General features: G+C 72.8%; 10 protein-coding genes. 5 read left to right on the forward strand and 5 right to left on the reverse strand.

Annotated elements, in window-relative coordinates:
- The first annotated feature begins 139 nt into the window (after positions 1–139).
- Complete coding sequence (locus tag Air01nite_RS29260; protein ID WP_203706564.1) at positions 140–2,089, forward strand: tetratricopeptide repeat protein; 1,950 nt, start codon at positions 140–142, stop codon at positions 2,087–2,089.
- Here the strand turns inward: Air01nite_RS29260 and Air01nite_RS29265 are convergent.
- On the reverse strand, positions 2,035–3,420 hold the full coding sequence (locus Air01nite_RS29265) for a sensor histidine kinase (protein WP_203706607.1): 1,386 nt from the start codon (positions 3,418–3,420) through the stop codon (positions 2,035–2,037). The two genes, Air01nite_RS29260 and Air01nite_RS29265, sit on opposite strands and share 55 nt — an antisense overlap.
- Before the next feature lie 38 nt (positions 3,421–3,458).
- Positions 3,459–4,115 carry a response regulator transcription factor gene (locus tag Air01nite_RS29270; protein WP_203706565.1) on the reverse strand — a complete coding sequence of 219 codons (657 nt, stop codon included), beginning with the start codon at positions 4,113–4,115 and terminating at the stop codon, positions 3,459–3,461.
- Positions 4,116–4,211: 96 nt separating this feature from the next.
- Here Air01nite_RS29270 and Air01nite_RS29275 point away from each other — a divergent pair, with 96 nt between their 5' ends.
- Positions 4,212–5,339 (forward strand): LolA family protein, encoded by a 1,128-nt coding sequence (locus Air01nite_RS29275; RefSeq protein ID WP_203706566.1) that lies wholly within the window; start codon positions 4,212–4,214, stop codon positions 5,337–5,339.
- 77 nt (positions 5,340–5,416) lie between these two features.
- Entirely contained in the window at positions 5,417–6,274 is an 858-nt protein-coding gene (locus Air01nite_RS29280; RefSeq protein WP_239091053.1) for an NAD(+)/NADH kinase, read from the forward strand.
- A 56-nt stretch (positions 6,275–6,330) separates the two neighbouring features.
- Here Air01nite_RS29280 and Air01nite_RS29285 read toward each other — a convergent pair whose 3' ends face one another.
- Positions 6,331–7,710 (reverse strand): cellulase family glycosylhydrolase, encoded by a 1,380-nt coding sequence (locus tag Air01nite_RS29285; protein WP_203706568.1) that lies wholly within the window; start codon positions 7,708–7,710, stop codon positions 6,331–6,333.
- 192 nt (positions 7,711–7,902) lie between these two features.
- Here Air01nite_RS29285 and Air01nite_RS29290 point away from each other — a divergent pair, with 192 nt between their 5' ends.
- Positions 7,903–8,865: a TIGR03557 family F420-dependent LLM class oxidoreductase gene (locus tag Air01nite_RS29290; protein WP_203706569.1), complete on the forward strand. Its 963-nt coding sequence runs from the start codon at positions 7,903–7,905 to the stop codon at positions 8,863–8,865.
- 39 nt (positions 8,866–8,904) lie between these two features.
- Positions 8,905–9,891, forward strand: coding sequence for an LLM class flavin-dependent oxidoreductase (locus Air01nite_RS29295; protein WP_203706570.1), 987 nt, complete (start codon positions 8,905–8,907; stop codon positions 9,889–9,891).
- On the opposite strand, the gene Air01nite_RS29300 is transcribed toward Air01nite_RS29295, so the two are convergent.
- Both Air01nite_RS29300 and Air01nite_RS29305 read right to left on the reverse strand, forming a co-directional pair.
- On the reverse strand, positions 9,879–12,074 hold the full coding sequence (locus tag Air01nite_RS29300) for a rhamnogalacturonan lyase family protein (RefSeq protein ID WP_203706571.1): 2,196 nt from the start codon (positions 12,072–12,074) through the stop codon (positions 9,879–9,881). The two genes, Air01nite_RS29295 and Air01nite_RS29300, sit on opposite strands and share 13 nt — an antisense overlap.
- Positions 12,074–15,103: a glycoside hydrolase family 9 protein gene (locus tag Air01nite_RS29305; RefSeq protein ID WP_203706572.1), complete on the reverse strand. Its 3,030-nt coding sequence runs from the start codon at positions 15,101–15,103 to the stop codon at positions 12,074–12,076. Before Air01nite_RS29305 ends, Air01nite_RS29300 begins: the two co-directional genes overlap by 1 nt.
- Positions 15,104–15,139: the final 36 nt, after the last annotated feature.

Below are 15,139 nucleotides of genomic sequence, written 5' to 3' on the forward strand. Positions count from 1 at the left end.
CTTCGACACAGACCCCTGGTTCGCCATTCGCACGAAAGGACGACTTACGGGGGCGCACCTCCAGGTCACGTAGGGTCTGGTCAATATCTCCGCCAACTGGCTCTTGTACCGAACGTCGCCGGACAAGCACGATGAGGCGATGTCAGTCGGCCTCGGGGACCTCACCGCACGGGCGCAGGACCGGATCCACGCCGGTGACCTCGCCGGCGCGGAGGAACTGCTCGGCAACGCGCTCGCCAAGGCCGACCCGTCCCCCGCGACCGCCACCGGCGAGCTCGCGCAGGCCGCCGCGCTGGAGGCGAAAGTCCTGCTCGCGCTCGGCGAGGCGCACGGCGCCCGGGGCTGGGCGTCCTACGCCTACTCGGCGACGACCCGGCTCTACGGCGCGCACGACCCGCGTACCACCGACACCGCCACCACCCTCGCCGCCGTGCTCCACCGGGTCGGCGCGCACGAGCGGGCCGCCCGGCTCTACCACGACGTGATCCTCGAGCTGTCCGCCGCCGAGGGCCCCGAGTCGGCCCGCGTGCTGGCCGCCCACGCCGACCTGGCCACCGTCGAATACGCCCGGGGCGACTGCGCCACCGCCCGCACCCGGCTCGAGGACGCCTGGGAGCTACACCGCGAGGTATACGGCGACGGCCACCCGGCCGGCATCCGGATGCTGGCCAAGCTCGGCGCGATGGAGCGCGACTGCGGCCGCACCGACAGCTCCCACGCCCACCTCGCGCTCGCCCAGGAGCTGTGCCGCACCCACCTGGCACCCGACCACCCGCTGATCGCCCAGGTGGCCGCGCTGGCCCGGGCGGCGCCCAACCCCGACCACGTCTGCACGGTCGAGGACAGCCACCGGATCGCCACCGACTCGGGCCCGCCGCCACCGCGCGCGCCGGGCTCGCCGGAGGCCACCGGCTACGCGCGCCGGTTCACGCCGGTGCCCGAGCACACGCCGCCGGCCGCGCCCGAGCCGTTGACCCCGCCGCCGGTCGCGCCGACCCCGGTCGCACCCCCGCCGGTGGCTCCGGCGCCCGTCACGCCGACCCTGCGCGACGGCTTCGACAGTGGCTCCGCGCTCGAGGACGCCGTGGTGGCCAACGGCCCCCGGCACGCCGCCGACGACGAACCGCCCCACCTCGTCACGACCGGCACCGACCTGCGCGACGCGTACGCCACGGAGACGTACCCCGAGCCCGAGGCGGACGCCTGGGCACCGAGGACGGCCCCGCCGCCCGAGCGCCCGTTGTGGCCGGCGGAGGCGGGCGGCCCCAGCGTGGCCTGGTCCGGGCGGGCGACCGACCACGACCGGTCACAGTGGGCACAGCCGCGCGAGCCCATCGGTGACGAGGTGTGGCGCCGCCAGGCCGGCACGTGGGACAGCACGACGACGGAGACCTGGGACGGCACCGGCGACGACTGGGAAGCGACCCCGGGCTGGGACCCGAACCTCGGCTGGGACGCCCAGCCCGACCCCGACGACGCGCAGTCCGGCCAGCAGCATGGTGACGAGCGCTGGGCCGCCCCGCCCGAGCACCCCCGCGCGCTGGAGGCCGGCGACGACGCCGAGCAGCGCGCGGCCCGCCTGCCCGAACTCCGCCCGCCCGACCCGCTGCCGGTCCCCTACCTCGCCCGCAAGCGGCGGGTCGCCCCGCTCGTGATCGCCGGGGTCCTGGTCGTGGTGCTCGGCGCCGCGGCGGTGATCGCCGGCTTCGCGCTGGTCGACGGCCAGGGCCAGGTCACCACCCAGCCCACGGTGCCGCCGGCCACCGCCGGGCCGACCACCGCACCGCCGACCAGCACCGCACCCCCCGCGGCCCAGCCCGGCACACCGCCCCGCGACGTCTCCCTCGACGACGGCTCCGACGAGGTCACGCTCCGCTGGACCTACCCGTCCGGCGCCGCCGGCCCGGTGGTGGTCTCGGCCGGCCCGACCGGCCAGCAGCCGCGCCAGATCGACCAGCTTCCCGCCGGCGCCGACAACTACGTGGTCTACGGGCTCGACGCCGGCGACGACTACTGCTTCGTGGTCGGGGTCGTCTACCCGGCCGGCGTCGTCGGCCGCGCCAAGCCGGTCTGCACCGACCGGGGCTGAACCAGCACCTCCGGCTCCGGCTCCGCCATCGGCAGCCGCACCACGGCCCGCAGGCCCGGCGACGCGTCCGCGAGGGTGACCGTGCCGCCGTGCCGCGCCACCAGCTCCCGCACGATCGACAGCCCGAGCCCGGCCCCGCCCGCGTCGCGCGCCCGGGCGTCGTCGAGGCGGGTGAACCGGTCGAACACCCGCTCCCGGTCGGCCTCGGGCACGCCCGGCCCGTCGTCGGTCACGGCGATCTCGACCCGGTCGCCGACGACGCCCGCCGACAGCTCGACCCGGCTCCGGGCGTGCCGCACCGCGTTGTCGAGCAGGTTGGCCACCACCCGGTCGAGCGCCGCCTCGTCGCCCACGGTCCACGGCGCGCCCTCGACCGGCAGCAGGGTCACCCGGCCGGGATAGCGGGCGGCCGCGGCGGCGAGCAGCGCACCGACGTCGACCGGCCCGGTCACCGGCTCCGGGCGACCGCCCTGGTCGTCGGCGCGGGCGAGCAGCAGCAGGTCGTCGACCAGGCGGCCGAGCCGTCGCACGTCGGCCAGCAGCTCCTCGGTGTCGGGCGGGTCGCCGATCCGCTGCGCCACCTCGAGCTGGGTGCGCAGGTTGGCCAGCGGCGAGCGCAGCTCGTGCGCGGCGTCCGCGACGAACGTCCGCTGCCGGGCCCGGGCCCGTTCGAGCCGGCCCAGCATGCCGTTGAGGGTGACCGCCAGCCGGTGGATCTCGTCGCGCGACTCGGGCAGCGGCAGCCGGTCGGCGCGGGCGTTGTCGTTGATCGCCTCGGCACCCGCGCGCAGAGCCTCGACCGGGCGCAGCGTCGCGCCGATCGCCCGCCAGGCGATCGCCGCGAGCAGCACGACCAGCAGGGGGTACGCGATCAGCAACGAGTGCTTGAGCAGGTCCACGGCCCGGGTCAGGTCGCCGAGGGACTTGGCGACCAGCACGGTCCTGGGCTCGGCGGCGGTCCCGGCCGGCACCGCGACCACCTGCACCGGCCCGACGACGCCGATCCGCTCGCCGGGGATGTAGACGCTCGTCGGCTTCTGCGCGCCCCGGGCCGGCCGCTCGCCCGGGTAGAGGAACGGCACCAGCCGGTCGGCACCGAGCGAGGCGGCCACCACCCGGCCCTGGCCGTCGATCACCTGGGCGCGGACGTCGTCGCCGGAGACCGGCAGCGGATCGGGCAGGGAGTCGTTGGCGATCAGGTCGGCCATCCCGGCCGCGGTCTTGGCCGCCGTCTCCTCCGCACCCCGGTGCAGCGTGCTGCCGAGCACCGTGACCAGCAGGATCCCGCCGACCATCAGGCCGCAGACGAGACCGGACACGCCGAGCAGCATCAGCCGGGCGCGCAGGCTCAGCCGCCGCCACGCGCGAATCATGTCGCCAGCCGGTAACCGGCGCCGCGGACCGTCTCCAACCGCTCGCGGCCGAGCTTGCGGCGCAGGTAGCCGACGTAGACCTCGACCGCGTTCGGGGCGGTGTCGAGGCTGGCGTCCCAGACGTGGTCGAGCAGCTCGGTCTTGGACACCACCTCGCCGCGCCGGCGCATCAGGTATTCGAGGAGCGCGAACTCGCGGGCGGTCAGGCCGACCGACTCGCCGCCCTGGGTCACCGTGCGCTGCGCGGGGTCGAGCGTCAGGTCGCCGGCCTCGAGCACCGCCGGGCGCGCGGGTGCGCCGCGGCGCAGCAGCGCCCGGATGCGGGCCAGCAGCACCACGTACGAGAACGGTTTGGTCAGGTAGTCGTCAGCGCCGCAGTCGAGGCCGTCGGCCTGGTCGTATTCGCCGTCCTTGGCGGAGAGCATCAGCACCGGCAGCCAGTTGTCCTCGGCCCGCAGCGCGCGGACCACCCGGTAGCCGGACAGGCCGGGCAGCATCACATCGAGGATCATGGCGTCGTATTCGCCGTGCCGGGCCAGTTCCAGCCCGACCGGGCCGTCGCCGGCCACGTCGACCGCGAAACCCTCGGCCTGCAGCCCACGCTGCAGCGCCGACGCCAGCCGCGCCTCGTCCTCGACCACCAGCAACCGCACCAGCAAAGCGTGCCATCCCAGCCCCACACCCGCCCAGTGCTCTCAGCCGCGTCACAGCCCGGCCACGGCATCATGTTTCGCAGGAGGTACCCAACCATGTCTGTCCTGACCAAACGTCCGGTGCTGCGCTGGCTGGTCCCCGCGACCGCCGCGGCCGCGGTCATCGGCGGCGGCGCCGCCGTGGCCACCGTCGCCGGCGCGGCCGATCCGACCCTCCCCGAGCGGTCCGCCGCCCAACTCCTCGTCGACCTGCAGACCGCCCGCCTCGACGGCCTGTCCGGCACCGTCGTGACGCGGGCCGACCTCGGCCTCCCGCCCATCGTCAGCCTCGCCGGCATGCTCGGCGGCGACAACCTGGCCTCGCTGATCGACGGCCAGCACACGCTGCGGGTCTGGTACGCCGGCCCCGACAAGGCCCGCGTCTCCCTGCAGGGCGGCAACGAACAGACCGACCTGATCAAGAACGGCACGGACGCCTGGGTCTGGAGCAGCCGGGCCAAGACCGCCAACCACCTGAAGCTCGACGTCGACGGCGACCACGGGGCGCCGCCGGCAGGCGTGCCCACCTCCCCGCAGGAGGCGGCCGACCTGGCGCTCAAGGCGATCGAGCCGAGCACCCAGGTCACCGTCGGGCGGTCGACGCAGATCGCCGGGCGGGACGCGTACGAGCTCAACCTGATCCCGCGCGACCACGCCTCGCTGGTCGGCCAGGTGTCCATCGCGATCGACGCGACCGAGCACGTGCCGCTGCGGTTCCGCCTTTACCCGGCCTCCTCCGACAAGCCCGCGTTCGAGGTCGCATTCACCATGGTCAGCTTCGACCGGCCCGACGACGCGCAGTTCGCCTTCAACCCGCCGGCCGGCACCAAGGTCACCGAGGCCGGCGACAAGCTGACCGGCGACCAGGCTCGCAAGGACGCCGAGGCCCGCAAGCAGGAGCTGGCCAAGGAGCTCGCCGAGCGGCCGGCCGGCAGCGGCCCCAAGCTGATCGGTGAGGGCTGGACCACGGTGGTCATGGCGAAGACCGACCCCAAGCAGCAGGGCGCCGACGCGCCGCAGATCAGCGGGCTGCTCGGGCAGCTCCCGAAGGTCAGCGGCGACTGGGGCAGCGGCCGGCTCTTCACCAGCCGCATCGTCACCGGCCTCCTCACCGATGACGGCCGCGTGTTCGTCGGCGCGGTCAGCCCGGAGAAGCTCTACGAGCTGGCGGCCACGAACCGCTGACCACACGCGCCACTGGAGCGCCCGATCCCACGGGGTCGGGCGCTCCGCCGTGTGCGCACTACAGTTGCGCTGTGGGAATGGTGCATACCGTCGGGATCGTGCTGCATCCGCAGCGCGACTCGGCCCCTGCGATGGAGACCATCCTCCAGTGGGCGGGCACGCACGGCGCCTCGGTGCTGGGGCTCGCCGACGACATCGCCCGGATCGACTGCAGCGCGATCCCGGTCGATCCCGAGACGCTGGCCAGCAAGTCCAACATCGTGGTCAGCCTCGGCGGCGACGGCACGATGCTGCGCAGCATGCGGTTGGCCGCGGGCACGAAGACACCGGTGCTCGGGGTCAACCTGGGCAAGCTGGGCTACCTCGCCGAGATCGACGTCGACGACCTGCCGTGGGCGCTGTCCGCGATCGACAACCGGCAATATACGCTGGAGGAGCGGCTGGCGATCCGCTCGACGCTGCCCGAGGGGCGCGAGGTCACGGCCTTCAACGACATCGCTCTGGTACGCGTGCCCGGCGACGGCTCCGCCGCGATCGGGGTGCGGATCCTCGGCGTCCCGTTCGTCCGGTACGCGGCCGACGCGGTGATCGTGGCGACACCCACGGGGTCGACGGCGTACGCGTTCTCGGCCGGCGGCCCGATCGTCTCCCCGAACCTCGAGGGCGTCCTGGTCGTGCCGTCGTCGCCGCACTCCTCGTACAACCGGGCCCTGATGCTCTCCGTCGACGAGACGCTCAGCCTCGACGTGCTCGAGCGCAGCGGGCGGCTGGCGGTGGAGGTCGACGGCGGCGTGGCCACCTACGTCGGCCCGGGCGACCGGATCGACATCAACGCGGTGCCGGGCGCCGCCCAGGTGATCCGCCTGGGCCACACGACCTTCTCGGAGCGCGCCCGCCGCAAGCTCCGCGTAACCGGCAGCGCCGAGGTCGACTGAAAGGAACGGACCGTTGTTAACGCTTTTCGCATAACAACGGTCCGTTCCAAACGCACTCAGCTCGCGGTGCACGCAACCGTCGGTGAGGTGTTGGAGCCGGTCCACGAGGCGAGGAAGCCGAACGTGGTGGTGGCGCCCGCGCCGAGCGTCCCGTTGTAGCTGACGTTGCGGGCCGTCACCGCGTTGCCCGACGCGGTCAGCGTGGTGTTCCAGGACTGGTTGATGCGCTGGCCGTTGGCCCACGTCCAGCCCACCGTCCACGCGCTGATCGGCGCGCTGCCTGCGGTGACCGTGACCTCGGCCTGGAACCCACCGGGCCATTGGCCGATCACCCGGTAGGCCGCCGTGCAGCCGCGGGCCGGCGGCGGCGTGGTCGGCTGTGCGGTCGGTGACTGGGTCGGCCCGGTCGTCGGGGTCGCGGTCGGGCTGCCCGTCGGGCCGCTGCCGAAGACCGTGGCCTCGCGGGACGTCGAGCGGATGCCGTTGGCGCCGTCGACGATCCGCGTGCCCCAGCTCGTCGGGCGGGTCGGGTCGAAGTTGGTGACCATGTCGAGGTATTCGACGCCGCCGCCGTTGCCGCTCCACGACCAGCCGATGTAACCGATCCGGTTGGCCTGCGTGTAGGACATGATCGTGTCCTCGTCGGGGTTGCCGTCGGAGTGGTTGAACCCGAACTCGCCGACCACGATCGGCAGGTTCGCCGACCGGAACCGGCCGAGGTAGTCGGTGATCTCCGCGGCGGTGTCGAAGACGCCGTACATGTGGATGCTGAAGACGGTGTTGCGGTCGGGGTCGGCGGCGAACACGCTCGCGGCGTTGTCGCGCATCTCGAACCGCCAGTCCTGGCCCCAGTTGGGCGCGTCGACCATCAGCGTGTGGTCGAAGCCGGCGTCCCGCATGCGCTGGATCGCGGTGGTCGTCGCCTGCGTCCACGTCGGACTGACGGCGTTGTTGCCGACGGGCTCGTTGCCGATGTTGATGATGATGTAGCGCTCCTGGCCGGCCAGCACGTTGCGCAGGCTGATCCAGTAGTCGACGGCCGTGGACAGCGGCACGGAGCCGCTCTGTTCGCCGTACCCGGTGGTGTCGTGGTTCTCGAGGACGCAGATCAGGCGGTTCGCCCGGCACAGGCTGATCACGTTGGCCACGTCGCTGGCGCTGTTGGCGGGCCAGCGGCCGCCGCTGAGCACGACGCGCACCGTGTTGGCGCCGGTCGCCTTGATGTCGGCGAACGCCCGGGTCTGGCTCGCGTACCAGGTGTGCGGATGGCTGATGCCGCGCATGACGAACTCGGTGCCGTTGGCGTCGTAGAGACGGCCGTTGGCGACGGTGAAGCCCGCTGCGGCGTGGGCCGGCGAGCCGATGGTGAGGGTGAACATGGCCGCGAGAGCGGCCGCGGTCAGCGCCGTGACGACGGCGAGGAGTCGGGATCGCATTTCCTGCCTTCACAAGGGAGACGTGACAAGGGCCGGCAGCTGGCCCATCAGCTGCCGCCCGGCTCCCTGGGGCGCGGATCCACAGTAGGACCGCCGGGACGCACAGGTCAACCGGTTAAGTTGCGCGGACGGTTGACCGGCCCTGAGCGGGGTATGCGGGCGGAAAGGGGACATTCTCGAGGGGGTACGACGATGGTCGCGGTTGGCTACTCACTGCTGTGCGAGCAGTCCGGGCCCAAGGATCTGGTCGACTACGCCGTCCGGGCCGAGGAGGCCGGGTTCGAGCAGATCACCATCTCCGACCACTACTACCCGTGGCTCGACGTGCAGGGCCATTCGCCGTACGCGTGGTCCGTGCTCGGCGCCGTCGCCCACGCCACCTCCCGGGCCGAGCTGATGACCTACATCACCTGCCCCACCCGGCGTTACCACCCGGCGGTCGTGGCGCAACAGGCGGCGACCACGCAGCTCCTCGCGGACGGGCGGTTCGTGCTCGGCCTTGGCGCGGGCGAGAACCTCAACGAGCACGTGGTCGGGCCGTGGCCGCACGTGCGGGAGCGGCACGCGATGCTGGCCGAGGCGTTGGAGATCATCCGGCCGCTGCTGGACGGCGAGACGCTGACCTATTCGGGCGAGTACTTCGAGGTGCCCGAGGCGTACGTCTGGGACCGGTCGGAGACCCGGGTGCCGATGGCCGTCGCGCTCTCCGGTGCCGAGTCGGCGGGGATCGCCGGCGAGTACGGCGACGGCGCGATCGCCACCCAGCCCGAGGCCCGGCTGCTGCGGCTGTTCGACGACGCGGGCGGGTCCGGCAAGCCCCGCTACGGTCAGCAGCCGATCTGCTGGGGCCCGGACGAGGCGGCGGCGCGGAAGACGGCGTACGAGCAGTTCCCGTGGTTCGGGATGGGCTGGAAGGTGAACTCGAACCTGCCCAACCCGGCGGCGTTCGCCGACCTGTCGAGGTTCGTGCACGAGGAGGACGTGGCCGCCGGCATCCCGTGCGGCCCGGACACGGACCGGCACGTCGAGGCGATCGCGAAGTTCGCCGAGGCCGGGTTCACGCACGTCTCCGTGCTGCAGATCGGCGACGAGAGCCAGCGGGAGTTCTTCGACTGGGCCGCGCGCGAGTTGCTTCCCGCACTACACAGCCTGTAGCGGGAAGCCTTTCGCGGCCCGCGGTGTTGACTCTGGTTCGTGATCGACGTTCCGCTTTCCGTGCTCGATGTCGCCCCCGTCGCCGCCAACGGCTCGCCCGGTGAGGCGCTCGCCCATACGACCGCCCTCGCCCGCCGCACCGAGGAGCTCGGCTTCCGCCGGTTCTGGGTGGCCGAGCACCACAACATGCCCGCCATCGCGTCCTCGGCGCCGGCCGTCCTGCTGGCGCACCTGGCCGCGAACACCTCGACGATGCGGGTGGGCTCCGGCGGCGTGATGCTGCCGAACCACGCCCCGCTGGTCGTCGCCGAGCAGTTCGGCACGCTCGCGGCGCTGCACCCCGGGCGGATCGACCTGGGCATCGGCCGGGCGCCGGGCACCGACCAGGCGACCGCGCTGGCGCTGCGCCGGACCGTCGAAGGGCTCTCCGCGGAGCAGTTCCCGCAGGAGCTGGCCAGCCTGTTCAACTTCTTCACCCAGGACGAGCCGGGGCCGATCGTCGCCTCGCCGGGCGCCGGGGAGCGGCCCGAGGTGTGGCTGCTCGGGTCGAGCGGCTACAGCGCACAGCTCGCCGGCCTGCTCGGGCTGCCGTTCGCCTTCGCGCACCACTTCAGCGCGCAGAACACGCTGCCGGCGCTGGCGCTCTACCGGGACCGCTTCACGCCGTCGCGCTGGCTGGACGAGCCGTACGCGATGGTCGCGGTCTCGGTCGTCTGCGCGGACACCGACGAGCGCGCCCAGTTCCTCTCCGGGCCGGCCGGGCTGTCGTTCCTGCGGCTGCGCCAGGGTCGCCCGCAGCCCCTGGCCACGCCGGAGGTGGCCGCCGCCCACCCGTACACCGAGGTGGAGCGGATCTTCATGGCCGACCGCCAGGTCGGGCAGGCGGTCGGCTCTCCGTCGACGGTCGCCGGGCAGCTTTCCGCGTTGCTCGAGGCCACCAGGGCGGACGAGCTGATGCTCACCACGATGGTGTACGACGTCGAGGACCGGATCCGGTCGTTCGAGCTGGTGTCTCAGCTCACGTAGACGTTGGGGCGCGCCGGCTGCGCCATCCCGTTGCCGACGAAGAAGCTCGGGTGGGGCGGCTGGTTGTAGGCGGTGTTCTGCCAGGCGAGCGCGACCCGGTACATGGGGTCGTGCACGAGGGTGTGGATCCTGCGGTCGGTCGCGGCGGGTGTCGCGTAGATCCGCAGGGCGGTGCTGTCGCTCGTGCGCCAGATCACCTCCTCCCGCCAGTCGCCGAGGATGTCGCCGGAAAGCGCCGGGGTGGCCTTGGTGCCGTTGTTGCTGGCCACCCCGGAGCCGGTGAGCAGCCGGGTGTCGCCGCCGGTGCCGTACTTGTCGATCCGGGTCTGGTCGAGCAGCTCGCGCACCGGGTCGCCGTCCCACCAGACGACGAAGTTCGTCGACGACGGCTTGCGGCCGAGGTTGGCGCCGCTGGTCGACCGGAGGCCGTCGACGGCGGCGGACCACGACTCGGCGCCGGGGCTGCCGGCGTAGACGTCGGCGGCCACGCCGCGGCCGTTGTCGCCCGCGGGTGCGGTCGACCAGAGCACCTGTCCGGTACGCGCGTCGGCGAACCAGGAGGCCGGCTTGGTGCCGTCCTCGGAGACCTTGAAGTATTCGAGCCCCTGCCGGGCCGGGTCCAGGTCGCCGAGGTGTGCGGCGTCGCCGTGGTTGTTCCTGGTGTTCCACAGTGGAGATCCGTTGTCGTCGACGGTCATCGCACCGAACACGACCTCGTCGCGGCCGTCGGCGTCCACGTCGCCGATCGTCAGGCTGTGGTTGCCCTGACCGGCGTAGGCGCTGCCCGCGGAGTTGGAGTCGAAGGTCCAGCGCCGTTGCAGGCTTCCGGTGCGGAAGTCGTAGGCGACGATGACCGTGCGGGTGTAGTAACCGCGCGAGACGATCAGCGATGGTCGGGTGCCGTCGAGGTAGGCGGTGCCGGCGAGGAAGCGGTCGACCCGGTTGCCGTACGAGTCGCCCCAGCTCGACACGGTGCCGCGCGGCGGTTGGTAGTCCACCGTGGACCTGACGGCACCGGTGCGGCCGTCGAACATCGTGAGGAACTCCGGGCCGGAGAGCACGTAGCCGCTGCTGTTGCGGTGGTCGGCGTTGGCGTCGCCGATCACCTGGCCCGTGCCGGAGCGGCTGCCGTCGGCGGTCTTCATGGCCACCTCGGCGGCGCCGTCGCCGTCGTAGTCGTACACCTGGAACTGGGTGTAGTGCGCGCCCGCGCGGATGTTGCGGCCGAGGTCGATCCGCCACAGCCGGGCGCCGTCGAGGCGGTAGGCGTCGACGACGACCGGGCCCGTGTAGCCGGACTGCGAGTTGTCCTTGCTGTTGGACGGATCCCACTTGAGCAGGATCTCGTAGTCCCCGTCGCCGTCCAGGTCGCCGACGCTCGCGTCGTTGGCGCTGTAGGTGTACGCCTCGCCGGTCGGTGTCGTGCCGCCGTCGGGGCGCTGGATGGGGACGTCGAGGTAGCCGTTGGCGAAGCGCAGGGCCGCTGGGCTCGCGGCCTGCTCGACGCCGTTGACGACCGCGCGGACCGTGTAGCTCGCGTCGGCGGCCGCGCCGGCGTCGAGGTAGTTGGTGCTGGCGGTGATCGGGGTCGAGGTCACCCGGGTGGTGCCGCGGTAGACGTGGAAGCCGGTGTTGGTGGGCTCGGTGCCGAGCAGGCGCCAGGAGACGAGGTTGCCGTTGCCGGAGCGGACGCTGATGGCACCGCGGTCGAGGTCTTCCACCTGTTTTGCGCCCGCCTGCGGTGGCTGGGTCGTCGGTGGCGGTGTGGTCGGCGTCGGGTTGCCAGGCGCGCCGGTGCAGGCCGTGCCGTTGAGGGAGAACGTCGCCGGTGCCGGGTTGCTGCCGGTCCACGCCCCGTTGAAGCCGAACGCCGCCGTGCCGTTGGTCGGCAGCGCCGCGTTGTAGCCGGCGTCGCGGGCCGTGACCGCCGCCCCGGACTGGGTCACGGTCGCGTTCCACGCCTGGGTGACCGTCTGGCCGGCGGTGTAGCTCCAGGCCAGCGCCCACCCGTTGAGCGGGTCGCCGAGGTTGGTGACGGTCACGTTCGCGCCGAACCCGCCCTGCCACTGGTTGGTCACCGCGTAGTCGACCCGGCACCCCGCCGCCGCGGCGGCGGTGCCCACCGCGGCGGCGAGGCTCGCGCCGAGGACCGCGGTCGCCGTCACGACCGCGATCGTCCTCATTACGAGCACCGGCTTCCGTTGACGGTCACCAGGCCCGGCGCGGGGTTGGCGTAGGAGGACGACTGGGTGGCGTTGAAGCCGAACATGACGGAGGCTCCGGGCTGGAGGCGGGCGTTGTAGGACTCGTTGCGCGCGGTCAGCACCGCGCCGGCCTGGCTCGCCTGCGCCATCCACGCCTCGCGCAGCCGCTGGTCGCCGGTGAACGCGAACCGCGCGGTCCAGCCGTTGACCGGCGCGCTGCCGGTGTTGGTGATGTCGAGCTGGCCGGTGAAGCCCCCACCGCCCTGCCAGGTGCCGTAGTTGGTGTAGACCACGCGGCAGGAGATCCCCGCCGGTGCGCTCCGATCGGCGAGGAACGAGGCGATCCAGGCGAGCGCCGAGTTCCAGTTCACGGCGACCTCGTTGGTGGCGTACGAGTTGATGTCGTCGACGTAGCAGAACATCGGCTCGCAACCGTCGAGGAGCTGCTTGGCGAACGGGTCGTCGAGGCCGGCGTTGGCGCCCCCGGCGATCGATCCGGCCGGCGGGTGCGGCAGCGCGGGGTCGAGCTGGTTGGCGAAGATGCGGCTGTGCTGGTTCTCGGAGGCGTTCTCGCCCCAACCGGTCACATAGGACTGGTTGAGCGCGTTGCGGCCGAGGACGTAGTCCATCGCCTCGACCGCGCCGGTGCGGTACCTGGCCTGTCCCGTCAGGTCGAAGGCGGTGGCCAGCACGACGGCGTTGTTGATGATGTTGCTGTTGGCGCCCCAGAAGTAGGCGCCGGGTCCGCCGAACATCGGCAGGCCGTACGCCTGGCCGGCCGCGGTGGCCAGGTAGGCGTCGGCGGCGGCCGCCACCGAGGCGCGGATGCGGGTCCTCTCGGCCGCCGGCAGTCCGCTGGGGACCGTCGCCAGGTCGAGCCGGCCGAGCGCGGCGGTGCTGCCCCAGGAGAAGCCGGTCGCGGAGAAGACGTCGCCGGTGTGGTGCGGGCTGGCTTCCAGGTCGGTGCGGTAGGCCGGCGTTCCGGTCGTGAGGTAGAGCTCGGCGGCCGCCCAGTAGAACTCGTCGGTCACGTCGTTGTCGCTGTAGGCGCCGCCGCCGTTGCCGTCGTTGGCGCTGGCGTAGACGGCGGGGTGCGCCTTCGCGGCCGCATAGGCCGTCCTGGCCGCCGCCAGGGCCCGGTCGGCGAAGGCCGCGTCGTAGGGAGCCCACAGGCGGGCGCCCTGCGCCGCGGCGGCGGCCAGGTTGAGCGTCGCGGCGGTCGAGGGCGGGTGCAGCTCGCGGGGCTGCGGGTCGGCCTGCGGTGCGAGCGGAAGACCGGTCCAGTTCTGGTCGTGCAGCTTGTGGTGCGCCATGCCGGCCAGCGGTTTGCCCGCCGGGACCTGCATGCGCAGCAGCCATTCCAGCTCCCACCGGGCTTCGTCGAGGATGTCCGGCACGTTGTTGCCGCGCTCGGGCACCCGCAGCGTGCCGTCGCCGAGGGCGGCGCCGAAACCGGCGGTCGGTGCGGTCTTCGTGCGCTCGTAGGCGCTCAGCAGTTGCGCGGTCGCGATGCCGCCGTTGACCACGTATTTGCCGTGGTCGCCGGCGTCGTACCAGCCGCCGCGGGCGTCCAGCCGGTAGTCGCAGACGCCGGGCTGGCACGGCACGTCGGTGTCGCCCTGGTTGGGTGCGACGCCGAGGTGGCCGGCGGGGCGGGCGTACGCGGCACCGACCAGGCCGCCGTCGATCGCGATGCCGCTGCGCTGGATGTAGAAGAACTGCAGGGAGTCGGAGCGGAGCTGGTCGTAGAGCGTCCCGCTGATGTCGAACGGGTGGCTGGTCTCCCCGTCGGCGGCGAGCGTCAGGTGCTGCGCCTGTGCCGCGTACCCGGTGAAGTCGATGGTGTGGACGTTCTGACCGGACGCCGCGTCGGTGCCGCGCGGCGTCGTGGTGCCGCTGCGCACGACGACGCCGGCGCTGTTCTGGAGCTGCCACGGCAGCGCGGTGGTGGCGTCGGTGACGAGGGTGGCGCGCTTCGGGCCGTCGGGCAGGTAGCCGACCTGGTTGACGCGGACGCGGGGCCCGGTGTCGGGCACGTAGGGCGGCTCGGCCTCGCCGCCGCGCAGGCTCACGTTGTCGAGGCAGAGGCGGTAGCCGGCCGGGTTGGCGCCGACCTGGAACGCGACCTGCCCGGCCGGGGTGTCGTCGGGCGCGGTGAAGGTGAACTCGTAGTGGTCGCCCGCCGGGGTCAGGGCGAGGTCACGACTGAAATAACCGGTGTACGGCTCGGCGCCGAGCTGCACGGCCACTCTGACGGTCGCATTCGGGTCGGCGCTGGCATCGAAGCTGAGCGTGTAGGTCGCGCCGGCGGTGAGGAGGACGTCGTTCTGGCCGACGCCGCCGTCCCACGGGTTGGCCAGCCCGCCGGGCACCGCGGAGCAGAGCCGCCCGTCCTCGACGGCCGTGCTGGTGGTGCCGTAGGAGTACCAGCCGGCGGTCCCGTCGCCGAAGTCGCCGTTCTCGATCTGCTCGGGCGCCAGGTCACTGTCGCTGGTGAGGCTGACGTCGTCGATGCAGACGGTGTACGGGTCCGCCTTGCCGCCGAGCTGCAGGGTGAAGGTCCCGTCGGCGGCGGTCAGGCCGCTGGTGAAGGTGTGTGCCGCCGCCTGACCATCCGGACTCACCGACGTCGAGAGCACGGTGGTGTACGGCGCCGCGTTGAGCTGGACGTTGGCCGTGACGGTGGTGTCCACTGTGGTGTCGGCGGTGAACCGGAGCGTGTATTCGGCGCCGTCGACCAGCGGGATGCCGTTGTGGCCGATCGCCACGTCCCAGGGGTTCGCGGTGCCGCCGGGCACGTCGACGCAGAGCCGCCCGTCGCGCACCGCCAACGTGGTGTTGCCGGTCGCCCACCACGGCGAGGTCCCGCTCTCGAAGGTGCCGTTGGCGATGTGCTCCACGGGCGCGGCGCTCGCCGGCGTGCCGACCGCGCCGATCAGGGCGGCGGCGAGCACGACGACGGTGGCGGCAGCACGACGTTTCACGGGCCGTCCCTTCCCATCAGGCATAGACAGTCATCCTTGGAAGCGCTCCCATGTTGCCAT

Source organism: Asanoa iriomotensis, assembly GCF_016862515.1.
Lineage (GTDB): Bacteria > Actinomycetota > Actinomycetes > Mycobacteriales > Micromonosporaceae > Asanoa > Asanoa iriomotensis.

Coding starts and splice junctions, on each gene's coding strand:
- Air01nite_RS29260 (WP_203706564.1), top strand. CDS start 140: ATGTCAGTCGGCCTCGGGGACCTCACCGCACGGGCGCAGGACCGGATC.
- Air01nite_RS29265 (WP_203706607.1), bottom strand. CDS start 3,420: ATGCTGCTCGGCGTGTCCGGTCTCGTCTGCGGCCTGATGGTCGGCGGG.
- Air01nite_RS29275 (WP_203706566.1), top strand. CDS start 4,212: ATGTCTGTCCTGACCAAACGTCCGGTGCTGCGCTGGCTGGTCCCCGCG.
- Air01nite_RS29280 (WP_239091053.1), top strand. CDS start 5,417: ATGGTGCATACCGTCGGGATCGTGCTGCATCCGCAGCGCGACTCGGCC.
- Air01nite_RS29285 (WP_203706568.1), bottom strand. CDS start 7,710: ATGCGATCCCGACTCCTCGCCGTCGTCACGGCGCTGACCGCGGCCGCT.
- Air01nite_RS29290 (WP_203706569.1), top strand. CDS start 7,903: ATGGTCGCGGTTGGCTACTCACTGCTGTGCGAGCAGTCCGGGCCCAAG.
- Air01nite_RS29300 (WP_203706571.1), bottom strand. CDS start 12,074: ATGAGGACGATCGCGGTCGTGACGGCGACCGCGGTCCTCGGCGCGAGC.
- Air01nite_RS29305 (WP_203706572.1), bottom strand. CDS start 15,103: ATGCCTGATGGGAAGGGACGGCCCGTGAAACGTCGTGCTGCCGCCACC.